Here is a 12,456-nt window from a genome sequence, read left to right on the forward strand (position 1 = left end):
TGGGTTAGGCTCCTCATAGTCTAAATCTAAAAAGTATATATAATGCCCTAGTACTTATTAATTAATGGCAATTCCACGCGTTAGGGATGTGATGAAGGAGGTCCCCATAACGGTGAGGGATGATGAGCCATTGACCAAGGTCATTAAGATTATGAATGAGAGAAACATTGGGTCAATAATAATAACTGATGAGGAGGGAAAGGCCATTGGAGTATTTACCGAGAGGGACTTACTAAGGTTGGTCGCGAATAACATAAGCCTCGACGCATTGACTGTTGGTGATGTTATGACGAGAAACGTCATAGTTGTTGAGGAGGATGCAAGCCTCATAAAGGCTGTTCATATAATGGCTAAGCACGGTATTAGGCATTTACCGATCATTGACGAGGGTGGTAAGGTCATCGGCATAATATCGATTAGGGACGCCGCAATAGCGCTGGCGAGATTACTCGTTGATATGGATGTGGAGAAGCTGGGCGTTACAGAGGAGGAGGTGGGCATGATTAGGGATCTCATAAACATTGATGAGGGGATTTAGGGTCATTCGATCGTGATTACATAAGGTAACAATTCAGGAAGTACCATTGTTATTACGAAACCATTAATAAACGCTATGAAGCCGCCTGTCTCGCCCATGTAAAGCCTATAGATTGGTAGTGTGTCGTCCATGGTCGTCGCACCACCAATCGACACTAGGGACGCATCCCTAAAACCGGCAATTACTATTAAGGGAACCAATAGGTATGTTAATTGCTCCCTGAGGAAATTAGCCAAGAAGGCCAGGTGCCCAAGGCAGGCCCGAACCTAACACTAAGGAGAGGCCCAGCCAGTGAGTACCAGCCCATCCCCATTGATATTCCAAGGGATGCCGCCAATGGTATTCCAACAAGGTAATGCAGTATTAAGCCACTAACGGAACTACCCAGTAATGATGTGGTCGCGATTACTATACCGAGATATCCCTGGGCGAGCAATGACGTGTTTACTGATGAACCAATGTCAAGGCCGATCACCAGTATCAATATGAATAGTTCAGACGCTATTAGGTAGTTGAGGATATTGTTTACCGGCTTAGGCTTAACGTAATAACCAAGTATCCAACCAATCATTAAGATAATTAGCAGTATCAGTGGTAACCTAGTATTGGCATTAGAACCATTACTTAGGCTAACCTCACTTACCCATTTCATATTAATGACTAGGCCTATGGGAATTGTAAAGACTAGGCTCATTACTATGGAGAGTATGGCGTAAACCACTGAGTAAAGTATTATGTAAAGGACGTAGTTACTGGCCACAATACTGCCGGCCCAAAGGGCCATTGTGAATATTAATGCCATGACTACGTACTGCAGGTAATTACCAATACCGAGTCTCCTAACCCTACCCCTAAATGCATAACCAATGGCCATGGTTATTGGAAACACCACCAGGAATAGACCACTAATTATGCCGGCGATGTTCAGCACATGATCCTTCTAAAGACCTTACTTTTAATTCTTAACAAATACCTATTTATTGTTGGATTGCGAATTAATAAGTTGAGGAGAAAATGCCCCAGGAAAACATGGATCTGGAGGATTTGGAGGGTATTGGACCAAAGACGGCGCAATTACTTAAGTCTAAGGGGGTACTCAGCGTTAGGCACCTGGCGCTTTTCAATCCTGAGGAGCTCATTGAGTTAACCGACATGACGCCTGATAGGGTTGAGAAGATACTAAGGTCCGCAAGGGACATAGTATTCGGCAGTAATAGGGTCTCAAGGGCAACAGACCTTGCCAAGAATTTCGAGGGTATCACTAGGTTGAAGACCAACGTTAGGGCTATCGACGAATTACTGCAGGGAGGCCTGGAGCCCAAGGCTATTTATGAATTCGCCGGTGAGTTCGGCACTGGTAAGACCCAGCTTTGTCATCAATTGTCAGTGACTGTTCAATTAGGCCAGGATAAGGGTGGTGTCGGTGGTGCCGCTGTTTACCTGGACACTGAGGAGGCCTTCTCACCAAATAGAATTATCAATATAGCCCAGAGGTTTGACCTGGACCCTAATGAGGCCCTGGATAATATATACGTCATCAAGGTGGTCAATGCCGCGGACCTTGAGGATAGGATTAAGTTCGATGTTGTTAAGCTCGTTGAGCAGGCGAATGTCAAGCTTATCGTAGTCGACTCAATAATAGCCCTTTACAGGGCTGAGTTTAAGGGTAGGGAGAGACTTGCCGAGAGGCAGCAAAGGCTTAATTACATACTTGATTGGCTGATGAGGATTGCCAAGGTTTATAATGTATACGTCGTCCTCACAAACCAAGTCCTCGACGTCCCAATGGGCTATATTGAGGTTAAGAGACCTGCCGGTGGTAATGTACTTGCCCACGCAGTTACACATAGGCTCTTCCTCAGGAAGTCTAAGGAGGATATTAAGGTCATGGAGGTCCTGGATTCGCCAAGGTTACCATTTAAGGCTAGTGCCATGTTTAGGATCACGGATAAGGGGGTTGAGGACGTCTAGCTTCGGTTCGTAAATTATTTAATCCATAAATTAATTATATAACCCTAGTAATGCCTGCGAACCTGCCGCCTGAGGCTAAGGCTAAGTGGTTGAAGGTAATGGAGGCTAAGACGCCTGAGGAGAAGTTGAAGGCGCTAGAGGAATTCCTGAGCGCAGTACCTAAGCATAAGGGTACGGAGAACCTAGTCCACTGGGCCAGGAGGAGGATGGCTCAGCTTAGGAGGGAGATTGAGGAGAGAAGGGTTAAGGAAAGGTCACTAAGGTCTGGCGGTGGTGCTAACATCTATGTCGAGAAGGAGGGTGATGCCAGGTGGTTATTATTGGACCGCCATCATCGGGTAAATCAAGTCTCCTTAGGTGCCTAACAAACGTTAAGGTTGAGCCTGACGATATACCATTCTCGTCAATGGAACCCATACCTGGCATGTTCATTTACGACAATGTCTATTTCCAACTTGTGAAATTACCCTCAATTAATATTTATGATGTGGACTCGGACGTGAACTCAATGGCGCTCTCGATGATTAGGAATGCGGATAGTGCGGTAATAGTCCTTGATGCGAGTAGTGACGTTGAGGCTCAATACAGCGCCTTAAAGAGTATCCTGAGGGAGAATGGAATATACATAGTTAGGCCTAGGGGCTTCGTGACCATAGAGAGGAGACCCACAGGTGGTATTCAGGTTATTGGTAAGTTAATTAATGGAACTGCCGATGACGTGAAGAAGCTATTGGTTAGTTACGGTATAAATAATGCCCTGGTTATGATATATGGTGAGGCCACATTAGATGATGTTGAGGAGTCCATATTCAAGGACATGGTGTATAAGCCTCCCTCCTAATAATTAATAAGATCGATCTGGCAGACAGCGACTATGTAAAGGATATTGTTGCAAAGCTAGGCAGTGAGCTGTTGGTATTAACTGCATCGCTTAAGAATTGCATCATTGATCCAAAGGTGCTTGGTGAGTCATTATTAAGGATCATGGACTTAATAAGGGTCTACACAAAGGAGCCAGACGCCAACACATACTCGCCAAAACCCTTCGTACTGAAGAGGGGCTCAACGGTGGGTGACCTGGCCAGGAGAATTCATAGTAGGTTTTATGAGGGGTTTAGGTATGCCAGGGTTTGGAGGATTGATAAGTACCCATCAGGCGTCAAGAGGGTTGGTATCAACTACGTCCTTAATGATGGCGACATCGTAGAGATTCACTCATCGCTATAATTATTTAACTACTCCTTAATTAATTAGCCCAGAGTGAATTAGGTAATGAGTTCGCAGTACAATGAGTGCATTAGGTTGATTAGGGAGGTTCTTGAACGTCTCGAGGCGATTGAGGGAGAGCTTGATCTCATTAAGGAGGAGTTAAGGGAATTGCGTGGTCAGGGAGTTACGCGGTCTCAGCAACCGCGGTCTCAGCAATTGGGTGGTGGCTTACTTAAGGCAATAAGTAATAATCTATTTCTTGATACGAGGGATATAATGGCTAAGAGACTCCTTAAGAGGTTAATAGATGAGGGGAAGGTGGTGCTGCTCAGGGATGAGACGGCGAATAGGGAGGTTGTCACGACTAAGGAAATTATTAGAAAATTGCTTAGTAAATTACCAATATCAATTAATGAAATTGATAAGCTTAACGATAGGGAGTACGAATTATTAACAATACTGAACAGATTAGGCTATGTGTTACTTAAGGATAATAAGTATGTGGCCTCAGAGGCTGCAAAAGAATTTATTTAAAGAGAAGAGATGTGAGAGAAAGAGAGTAGTGCATGTCGTCTGAGGAGGTACTGTGGGTTGAGAAGTATCGCCCTACGAGGATTGACGATATTATTGACCAGGACCACGTTAAGGTCAGGATAAAGGAGATGCTGGCTAACGGCAATATACCACATTTACTATTCTTCGGGCCGCCTGGTACTGGTAAGACTACGATGGCTCTTGCGATTGCCCGTGAGCTTTATGGTGATGCTTGGCGTGAGAATGTTCTCGAACTCAATGCAAGCGACGAAAGAGGTATTGCAATGATTAGGGAGAAGGTTAAGGAGTTCGCAAAGACCATGCCTACGGTTAAGGCCCCATTTAGATTAATAATCCTTGATGAGGCAGACAACATGACCCCAGATGCTCAACAAGCCCTTAGGAGAATAATGGAGATGTACACAACCTCAGTCAGATTTATCCTACTTGCGAATTACCCATCCGGCATTATTGAGCCTATACAATCAAGGTGCTCCCTATTCAGGTTTTCCCCTCTTCCTAAGGATGCTGTTCTTGGTAGGCTTAGGGAGATTGCTTCGAGGGAGGGTGTTAAGGTCACGGACGACGCACTCGAGGCAATATGGGACATAAGCCAGGGAGACATGAGAAAAGCAATAAACACATTACAGGCTGCGGCTTCATTAGGTGGTGTGGTTGATGAGGAGGCGGTTTATAGGGCGTTGGGCAAGGTCAGCCCAACCAGGGTTAGGGCAATAGTTACCGAGGCGTGATTGGCGATTTTGGTAAAGCGTTAAGGAGATGATGTCACTAATAAGGGATGAGGGTGCTGACCCGCTTGACATTATTAAGATAATTCATAGGGAGGTTGTTTCAGCAACATCGCAGTTGAAGGTCCCTGAGGAGCTGAAGCCTAAGGCCATCTATATCGTTAGTGAACACCACTATAGATTGCTCAGGGGGTCAAGTGGTGAGTTGCAGGTTTACGGTTTGCTAGCCAGAGTTAGAAGGTTGCTTCGTGAGGGTTATAAATAATTTTTTTTACGGAGAGAAAGGTTTATAAATAATTAAACAATACGCGAAAAGCTTTAATAGGGGATATTTATGTCTAACCCCGAACAGGAAAGGAAGGATCAACAAGGTAGTTCTAATTTATTAAGTAAGTTGAGGGTATCAGGTAAGATTATAGAATTCAAATCTGAAGGTGAGGAGAAGCTCGTATGCCCGTATTGCGGATCAACCACATTCATATTTGACTATGAGAATGGTCAGGTAATCTGTGCCAAATGTGGTTCAGTTGTTCTTGAGCATGTCATTGATTTAAGGCCTGAATGGAGGGCTTTCACGGCTGAGGAGAAGGAGGCTAGGGCGAGCTGGTGGTCCACTTAATAGGTTAACCAGTGAGGCGTTAACGACAACAATTGATTGGGCTACGAAGGATGCCAGTGGTAAGGAGCTCGACATTAAGAGGAAGCTTGAGATTTTGAAGTATAGGAAGTGGCAGCAGAGGGTTAGGGTTCAGACGAGTTATGAGCGTAACATCATACAGGCAATGAATGAGCTGAGTAGGATATCATCACAGTTAGGTATACCTAAGGCCTGTGTTGATGAGGCCATGGGCATTTACGAGCAGGTATTGACCAAGGGCCTGGTTAGGGGTAGGAGTGTTGAGGCTATTGTGGCTGCATGCCTGCACATGGCCTGTAGGAAGATCGGCATGCCAGGAGTCTTGATGAGATTAGTCAATACACTAGGGCGAGTAGGAAGGAGGTCGCTAGGTGCTTCAGGCTTATTGCTAGGGAGTTGGGTGTTAGGTTGCCGCTTAGTGACCCTAAGCTTTATGTTCCTAGGATTGTGGAGCAATTGAAGCTAAGTGGTGAAATACTTAAGGAGGCCTTGAACATACTCGAGCAGGCAAAGAGGAAGGGTTTAACGGCCGGTAAGGACCCGGCTGGCCTCGCCGCAGCCGCCGTATACATAGCATCCCTACTTAAGGGTGAGGTCAGAACTCAGAAGGAGGTGGCCATGGCAGCCCAGGTCACCGAGGTTACGGTTAGGAATAGGTATAAGGAGTTGGCTAGGGAGTTGAACATTAAAATACCAATAAAGTAGGTTAAAATCCTTAAAAATCAATAATTTTCTTAATCCCCCTGGGATCTAGGTGGGTTGTGAGATTTGTGAGTTGATGAGTAATGAGGAATTGATAATAATGAAAAACGAAAGAATAATAGTACTCCACAACCCACACCCATTTAATAATGGGCACTTAATAATAGCACCAATTAAGCACCAATCAATTAATGAAATAAACTTATCATTGCTTATTGAGCTCATGGACATGGCTAAAAAGTTCATTAGCATCCTAGGGAGGGTTTATAACCCGCATGGCTTCAACGTGGGTATTGCACTGGCACCTCATGTGAATATTCAAGTGGTTCCTAGGTGGAGTGGTGATGTCAGTTTCATGACACTCTTTTACAACGTTAAGGTTGTTCCAGAAACAGTTAAGGAGTCTGTGAGTAAGATAAGGAGTGTGGTGAGGGAATACGGTCTTTGAAATTATTGATTTAGTAATATCGATAATAATATTGATTATTGGATTTTCCATATTCACGGCATTAGTTAATGATTATAGGATTGTAGTAACAACATCGAGAATACTTAAGAAAAGGGTTAAGGTTTCGGCCTTTCGAGAATTGGTACTGCCGATATACCCATCATTGATCCATATGAGGATTGTCAATGTTAAGTCATTAACAGAGAACATAGATGTTGAGGTTCATGGAAATACGATAAAGGTTATTAATAAGGGAGGCATCATTAGCGACTCTGAGATAAAGATATTAATTGAGGCAGTGATTATTGGCCGTCTTGGGGATTACCCAGTTAGGGGCACTATCGTATTATCTCCTTACTAACTCTATTATCGTGACCGTCACGAGCACGTCAAGGATTATGTTTATGAAACATGCTGTGTATAATCCAATGGTGGATGCCGATGGTGTCATTATAGCTAAGACAAGCAATGCCGTGTCTGCACCTGCTACCGCCAGTACAAGTATTAATGTTATCCACACATTCATAATGAAGGAGTAACTTGCCACAGCCAATAATGAGTAAACAATCGCGGTCATCAGTATGGCTATTAAGAACTTATTTAATGGATTGAGCATACCCAGGTATGCGAAATCTAGTACTATGAGTATGAACTCCACGTACCGAATTAAGGCCATGTACGTGAATAACCTATACATTGCCCTAGACCTAAGGGCACTGCATTAATTAAGCATTCTCTCAGGTAATGCCATGGGCAGTATTAATACTTATAAAGGGGGTGTTGGTTACGTACGTGGGATGTCGCAGACAACGCAACCACCAGTATTACCACCACCGGACCCACTTGTTAAGCGACCTAGGTTGATTAGCAGTGGTGGCGTTTTAGGTAATGAGTGGAGGGTTGGTAGGGGTTACTCAATTGGTGAGGTTAGGGCCGTTGGCTTGACGGTTGATGAGGCTAGGTTATTGGGCATTAGGGTTGATGCCAATAGGGACACCGTTTGGGATATCAATGTTCAAAGGCTCAGGGATTGGTTAAATAAGATAATCAGGGGCGAGGCACTACCGCCCGAGCCCGCACTGCCCAGGGCTATTAGGATTAAGCGTAAGAAGGTAGAGTATTCAGAGCACTGACACCCGCTGGACGTAGAATGAGAGGTCTGATGAGTGTTGGATTAAGGGAAACCCATGTTCATAAGTGGAGGAAGAAGGCTAGGGAGAGGGCTGAGAAGAGGAGACATGAAGCCGTTAGGGCTAAGGGTGGTCATTAGATTAAGTGAGCTTACTTATTATCTCAGGCAACTGAGTCAATGAATCTATCTCGTAGAAGGGCTTGACCGGCAATTGCACATTTGTTCTCCTCACAAACACAACCTTTAAATCGAGGAACTTAGCGCCAATGACATCCTCAATTAAACCACTAACGATTAGTGCATCGCTTGGCGAAACACCAGCCCTGTTTAGGGCTGCCTGGAATATCTTGACGGCTGGCTTACCGACCTTCGTTAGGTCTGAGCTTACGACACCCCTGAAGTACCTAAGCAGGTTATTCCTTAGTAATATCTTCTTCGCAACGTCGTTATCTAGGTTTGTGAGTATGTACATGGGTATATTCATTTGAGACAGCGTGTCTATGGCGCTCACAACGTCAGGGTATAACTCCGAGGTCTCAACAACGAGTGATGATATTGCATTACCAAAGTAGTCAAGCTCCGCCGGGCTTAGGCTTAACGAGTACTTCTTTAGTAGTGATATCATGGTCTCCCTCGCCAATTGCCTTAATGACCTGTAAACACCCTTACTTATTAACATGTTATACTTATCCTCCCACTCCTTCCTGAATTGATTGGTCAACTCATCCAATGAGGCCTTTATGTTCAATTCATCCTTAATTAGCCTGGCACTTTCAGCCTCAAAATGCGTCAACCTAACCAATGTATTGAGTACCTCGAAAAACAGCGTCTTCATACGAAGACCCAAAACTCTAGCTGAATATTTAAAGATTAATGTGCATGGCACCAAACTCTTAAAACGCCGTATTATTAAATAACCATGTGAAGGCTGAGGTTTGGGTTGAGGTTAGGCCGACGGAGGATGAGGAGAAGGTTAGGAGGGCGTTAAGCAATGTATTTATTTACGATGAAATAAGGATTGAGGAGAGTGAGGGTAAGAAATACATAGTTGCCCTTGGGAATGGCTTCAAATCATTAATTAAAGTGCACAACCTAATCAAGGAGCAGGGGATCGAGGACAGCGCACGCACGGTCTTAATGAAGGGTATTGATGGGAATAGGGTTGTCTTTCACCTACATAAGCAGGCCGCATATGCAGGTGTTCTTACGTTTGTGACCGAGGAGAATGAGAGCCCATTAGGCCCCATAACGTTTATAGTCGAGACTAACGACCCCAAGAGACTCATTGATTGGTTGGCGCCTAGAACATCGAGGGGTAGGAGGCTCTATGAGGTTCAACCTCCTGATGATCCGTGAAGATAAATTCTAAAAAGGTAGTGGGTTACTCATTAGTCGTGGTGAAGTACCTAGTCGCGTCATTTCCCTGGTCCTCGGACGTGGGTAATGACATGGCTAACGCGCTGGGATTAACGCATGTGGTGCTTGAGACGAAGCAATTCCCGGACGGTGAGTCATACATTAGGTACCCAATCGATGTATCGACGTATGACGGCTTAATACTCATACAGAGAGCTTATCCCGAACAAAACACCAGGCTTATTCAGGTAATGCTTGCAGTACATGCAGCGCGCGACTTAGGCGTTAAGCAGGTCCACGTTGTTCTTCCTTACCTGCCTATTCAAGGCAGGATAGGAGGTTTAGGATGGTGAGCCAGTAAGCCTACAAACAATGCTTTCATTACTATCATCGCTTGGTGTATCATCCATAATTACCGTGGATGTCCATAAACCCGAGGCCTTCAGGATAGCCAATACGCAATGCATCAATATTGAGCCCTTCGAATTATACGCGAATAGGCTTAAAGGAGTTGAAAATGTGGTACTGCTAAGTCCGGACATTGGCTCGCTGTGGAGGGTTAGGAAGGTTAGTGAGTATTTAGGGGTCCCATTTAGTTATCTTGAGAAGTTCCGTGATAGGGTAACCGGTGAAGTTACCATGAAGCCTAAGGAGCTCGACGTCGCGGGTAAGGAGGTTTTCATAATAGATGATATAATAGCGACTGGAGGCACGATAATAGAGGCCACGAAGATCCTAAAGTCCCTTGGTGCAACTAGGGTTCACGCAATCGCGACGCACTGCCTATTACTTAATATGGCTGATTCAAGGATGTTTGAAACTGGGGTCTCCTCAATAACCTGCTCAAACACAATACCGACAAGGTACTCTGAGGTTAATGTGAATCAATTAATACTTAACGTGGTTAGGGGATTAATCACTTAGTGCCTTATTAACCATGTTGGGAAGTAGATTATGTGAGGACACTAAGGCAGGCGGTGATGGATTACCTAAGCAGGAAGGCGCTTGTTGGTGGTTATTCATGGAATATTAGTAAGATATCGTCGTTCATCGAGATCTTGACGTACTCGTTAATACCGGCGCCCCTCATCATGTACCTAATCACTAGGTCATTACTTCTATCACTAATTCTAACGCCAATACCAGCATTGCCTATATTACTTACTTTAACCTGGGCTTCATACTCTGTGGATGCCGTTAAGGAAAATATTGAGTGGGAGCTACCATTCTTCATAGTCCTACTGGACATAATACATGATGTTGGTGGTGATATAACCCACGCATTTGAGATAAGCGGTAGGGTTGGGCTTAGGTGGTTTGGTAGGGAATGGTCATTGATAAGGAGGTATTCATTAACTACAAATTCAATAACAAGAGCCATGCAATTGAGGGCAAGGCTCCATCCAAGTATTGAGTTTCAGAGGTTCATAAATGGTTACGTATCCGTATGGGGCTATAGCGGTGATGTGAGCAATTACGTGAGGAGTGTCGAGGGTACGTACCTATCAACGTTAAGCAACAGGCTATCCTCACTATCAAAGCAAATAATAGATATAGTGGTAGCCGTGGTATCATCATTGATAGTGCTAATACTCTTTGTGATAATAACAACAATACTCGGCATGAGCTACGCAATACTGTATATAATGCCCGCCATAGCATTGCTACTACCAGCAGTCATAGTGAGGGTGTATCAATCAATACCATATATAATACGTATAGACCTAACGCATGATAAAAACACGTACATCACGTTAGGCGTCTCAGCATTAATTACTGCCCTCCTAATAATGTACCTTGGAATCAGGGGGGTAATATCACTAATGCTACCGCCATTATTACTCTCCGCATTAGTAACCCGCAGGGTCAATGAATTGAGAAGTTCAATAATGGCATTACCTGACTTAATACGTGACGTGTCAGAGATGGTTAAGGCTGGGGTGAGCATAGGTGCGGCGCTTGAGAGGGTTCTTGACAATCCATACCCGCGTCCTTTAATTACGTATTTACAAAGGATTAATCAACTAAATAGTGACGCCAGGGTTGATGGTCCCTGGTTAATGAAGTTCGCAATAGGGGTCCTAAGGGAATTATCCAACATTGGCTCCCCATCAAAGGCTCTTGATAGGCTTGTTGAGGTGCTTTTAGAGCTTAAGACCATAACAATGGGTATTGAATATGGATCAAGGTCGTTACAATTACTTAATTATTCATTACCAGCAATATTTGCTGGGGTTACGTATATAAGCAGGTTCGTCGTTTCAACAATAAGTTCTATTCTCAATAATGCGCCTTATGCATTGGTTGGTTTGTCAATACCCAGTATTAACATGGTACTAATGCCTCTGTTAATCACGGCATACATAATAAGTCTATCCGTATCACTACTCACATCATTACTTGGTAACCTAACCATAAACCCAACAATTAAGCACGCGCTCCCAATACCACTAACGCTGGCCCTGGTCTTCATGGCCGTGGAAATACCCGTGTTGGCGTAAGACTTTAAAAGAGCTGGGAGTTAAGCGTAGTTGTGTACGTACCAAGGACCCTGGTTATTGGTAGATGCTGGAGATGCGGCAAGAAGCTTTTTAAGTATGATGATTACTACGTATGCCCCAAGTGCCATGCAATGTATTGCCCAACATGCGCAAAGAAGACCTTTTATAAGTGCCCAGCGGATGGAACACCACTAGAGGCTAGGTGACATGGCCGTCTTAACGGGCTTGATGTCCTTTACAAAGGGGCATGGCATTAGAGCGCTGAGTATTATTGGACCTAATGGGTTGTTCATATCACAGGCAGTGAATGGAGTATTACTCTCTGCGATAATTAATGAACGTAATTACGTAAAGCTTGATGGCGAACAATTTGAAAAGTTATTATTTGCATTCTCACCAATCATTAGTAAGGTAATCAAGTTAACAAACACGAACTATTACACATTCCTCGGCAGGTATACGTATAACGGTGAGAGATTCATATATGAGCCTTATGTAGACCTCATGAAGACCGTCACGATAAGTATTACGAGGAAAAGTGTGAGGATAGCGTATGGTGAGAATAAGGTACGTTTAAAGAGGACCAGGAAGGGCTACACGCCAAGTAGCATGCTTGAGACGTTGGGTTACATAGTCAGGAGGTTGCATGGTGGTAATGCTTAAATCATGTCACAATGAT

At 44.1% G+C, this 12,456-nt stretch carries 15 protein-coding genes and 4 pseudogenes; 15 read left to right on the plus strand and 4 right to left on the minus strand.

Annotation, left to right across the window (positions count from 1 at the left end; translation table 11 throughout):
* Nucleotides 1-64 precede the first annotated feature (64 nt).
* On the plus strand, nucleotides 65-538 hold the full coding sequence (locus JCM16161_RS07515; protein ID WP_054855480.1) for a CBS domain-containing protein: 474 nt from the start codon (nucleotides 65-67) through the stop codon (nucleotides 536-538).
* Nucleotides 539-540: 2 nt separating this feature from the next.
* Here JCM16161_RS07515 and JCM16161_RS16825 read toward each other — a convergent pair whose 3' ends face one another.
* Nucleotides 541-774 carry a lysine exporter LysO family protein gene (locus tag JCM16161_RS16825; protein ID WP_243670463.1) on the minus strand — a complete coding sequence of 78 codons (234 nt, stop codon included), beginning with the start codon at nucleotides 772-774 and terminating at the stop codon, nucleotides 541-543.
* Nucleotides 747-1,469, minus strand: coding sequence for a lysine exporter LysO family protein (locus JCM16161_RS07520; protein WP_243670466.1), 723 nt, complete (start codon nucleotides 1,467-1,469; stop codon nucleotides 747-749). Before JCM16161_RS07520 ends, JCM16161_RS16825 begins: the two co-directional genes overlap by 28 nt.
* Before the next feature lie 98 nt (nucleotides 1,470-1,567).
* Between JCM16161_RS07520 and radA the strand changes: the two genes are divergently transcribed.
* The 7 genes and pseudogenes from radA (at nucleotide 1,568) to JCM16161_RS07555 (ending at nucleotide 7,149) form a co-directional block, all read left to right on the plus strand.
* Nucleotides 1,568-2,509, plus strand: coding sequence for a DNA repair and recombination protein RadA (gene radA / locus JCM16161_RS07525; RefSeq protein ID WP_243670473.1), 942 nt, complete (start codon nucleotides 1,568-1,570; stop codon nucleotides 2,507-2,509).
* Between the two features lie 50 nt (nucleotides 2,510-2,559).
* Nucleotides 2,560-3,736: pseudogene (locus tag JCM16161_RS07530) on the plus strand (TGS domain-containing protein).
* Nucleotides 3,737-3,781: 45 nt separating this feature from the next.
* The gene (locus JCM16161_RS07535) at nucleotides 3,782-4,252 is read left to right on the plus strand and encodes a hypothetical protein (protein WP_054855482.1); all 471 of its coding nucleotides are present in this window, start codon (nucleotides 3,782-3,784) and stop codon (nucleotides 4,250-4,252) included.
* A gap of 32 nt (nucleotides 4,253-4,284) precedes the next feature.
* Nucleotides 4,285-5,266 (plus strand): annotated as a pseudogene (locus JCM16161_RS07540) (replication factor C small subunit).
* A 69-nt stretch (nucleotides 5,267-5,335) separates the two neighbouring features.
* Nucleotides 5,336-6,343, plus strand: a pseudogene (locus tag JCM16161_RS07545) (transcription initiation factor IIB).
* Between the two features lie 49 nt (nucleotides 6,344-6,392).
* Nucleotides 6,393-6,788, plus strand: a complete 396-nt coding sequence (locus JCM16161_RS07550; RefSeq protein WP_243670476.1) for an HIT family hydrolase — start codon at nucleotides 6,393-6,395, stop codon at nucleotides 6,786-6,788.
* Nucleotides 6,789-6,819: 31 nt separating this feature from the next.
* Complete coding sequence (locus JCM16161_RS07555) at nucleotides 6,820-7,149, plus strand: hypothetical protein (RefSeq protein ID WP_243670485.1); 330 nt, start codon at nucleotides 6,820-6,822, stop codon at nucleotides 7,147-7,149.
* Here JCM16161_RS07555 and JCM16161_RS07560 read toward each other — a convergent pair.
* Complete coding sequence (locus JCM16161_RS07560) at nucleotides 7,135-7,485, minus strand: hypothetical protein (RefSeq protein WP_054855484.1); 351 nt, start codon at nucleotides 7,483-7,485, stop codon at nucleotides 7,135-7,137. The genes JCM16161_RS07555 and JCM16161_RS07560 overlap by 15 nt on opposite strands.
* 100 nt (nucleotides 7,486-7,585) lie before the next feature.
* On the opposite strand from JCM16161_RS07560, the pseudogene JCM16161_RS07565 reads away from it, so the two are divergent.
* Nucleotides 7,586-8,058, plus strand: a pseudogene (locus JCM16161_RS07565) (ribosomal protein L13e).
* A 1-nt stretch (nucleotide 8,059) separates the two neighbouring features.
* On the opposite strand, the gene JCM16161_RS07570 reads toward JCM16161_RS07565, so the two are convergent.
* Complete coding sequence (locus JCM16161_RS07570; protein ID WP_054855485.1) at nucleotides 8,060-8,755, minus strand: HAD family hydrolase; 696 nt, start codon at nucleotides 8,753-8,755, stop codon at nucleotides 8,060-8,062.
* 86 nt (nucleotides 8,756-8,841) lie between these two features.
* Here JCM16161_RS07570 and JCM16161_RS07575 point away from each other — a divergent pair, with 86 nt between their 5' ends.
* Genes JCM16161_RS07575 through JCM16161_RS07590 form a run of 6 tightly spaced genes read left to right on the plus strand, consistent with a single transcriptional unit; the run spans nucleotide 8,842 to nucleotide 12,440 of the window.
* Nucleotides 8,842-9,276: a hypothetical protein gene (locus JCM16161_RS07575; RefSeq protein ID WP_054855486.1), complete on the plus strand. Its 435-nt coding sequence runs from the start codon at nucleotides 8,842-8,844 to the stop codon at nucleotides 9,274-9,276.
* Nucleotides 9,277-9,296: 20 nt separating this feature from the next.
* A complete protein-coding gene (locus JCM16161_RS16830; RefSeq protein ID WP_243670487.1) occupies nucleotides 9,297-9,629 on the plus strand; it encodes a ribose-phosphate pyrophosphokinase-like domain-containing protein in 333 nt (110 codons plus the stop codon).
* Nucleotides 9,630-9,648: 19 nt separating this feature from the next.
* Nucleotides 9,649-10,200, plus strand: coding sequence for a ribose-phosphate diphosphokinase (gene prs / locus JCM16161_RS16835; protein ID WP_243670496.1), 552 nt, complete (start codon nucleotides 9,649-9,651; stop codon nucleotides 10,198-10,200).
* 32 nt (nucleotides 10,201-10,232) lie between these two features.
* Nucleotides 10,233-11,777 (plus strand): type II secretion system F family protein, encoded by a 1,545-nt coding sequence (locus JCM16161_RS07585; protein WP_243670498.1) that lies wholly within the window; start codon nucleotides 10,233-10,235, stop codon nucleotides 11,775-11,777.
* Between the two features lie 32 nt (nucleotides 11,778-11,809).
* Nucleotides 11,810-11,983, plus strand: coding sequence for a hypothetical protein (locus JCM16161_RS16840; RefSeq protein WP_243670506.1), 174 nt, complete (start codon nucleotides 11,810-11,812; stop codon nucleotides 11,981-11,983).
* 1 nt (nucleotide 11,984) lies between these two features.
* A complete protein-coding gene (locus JCM16161_RS07590; protein ID WP_243670514.1) occupies nucleotides 11,985-12,440 on the plus strand; it encodes a hypothetical protein in 456 nt (151 codons plus the stop codon).
* The last annotated feature ends 16 nt before the right edge of the window (nucleotides 12,441-12,456 follow it).

This window comes from Vulcanisaeta sp. JCM 16161, assembly GCF_001316285.1.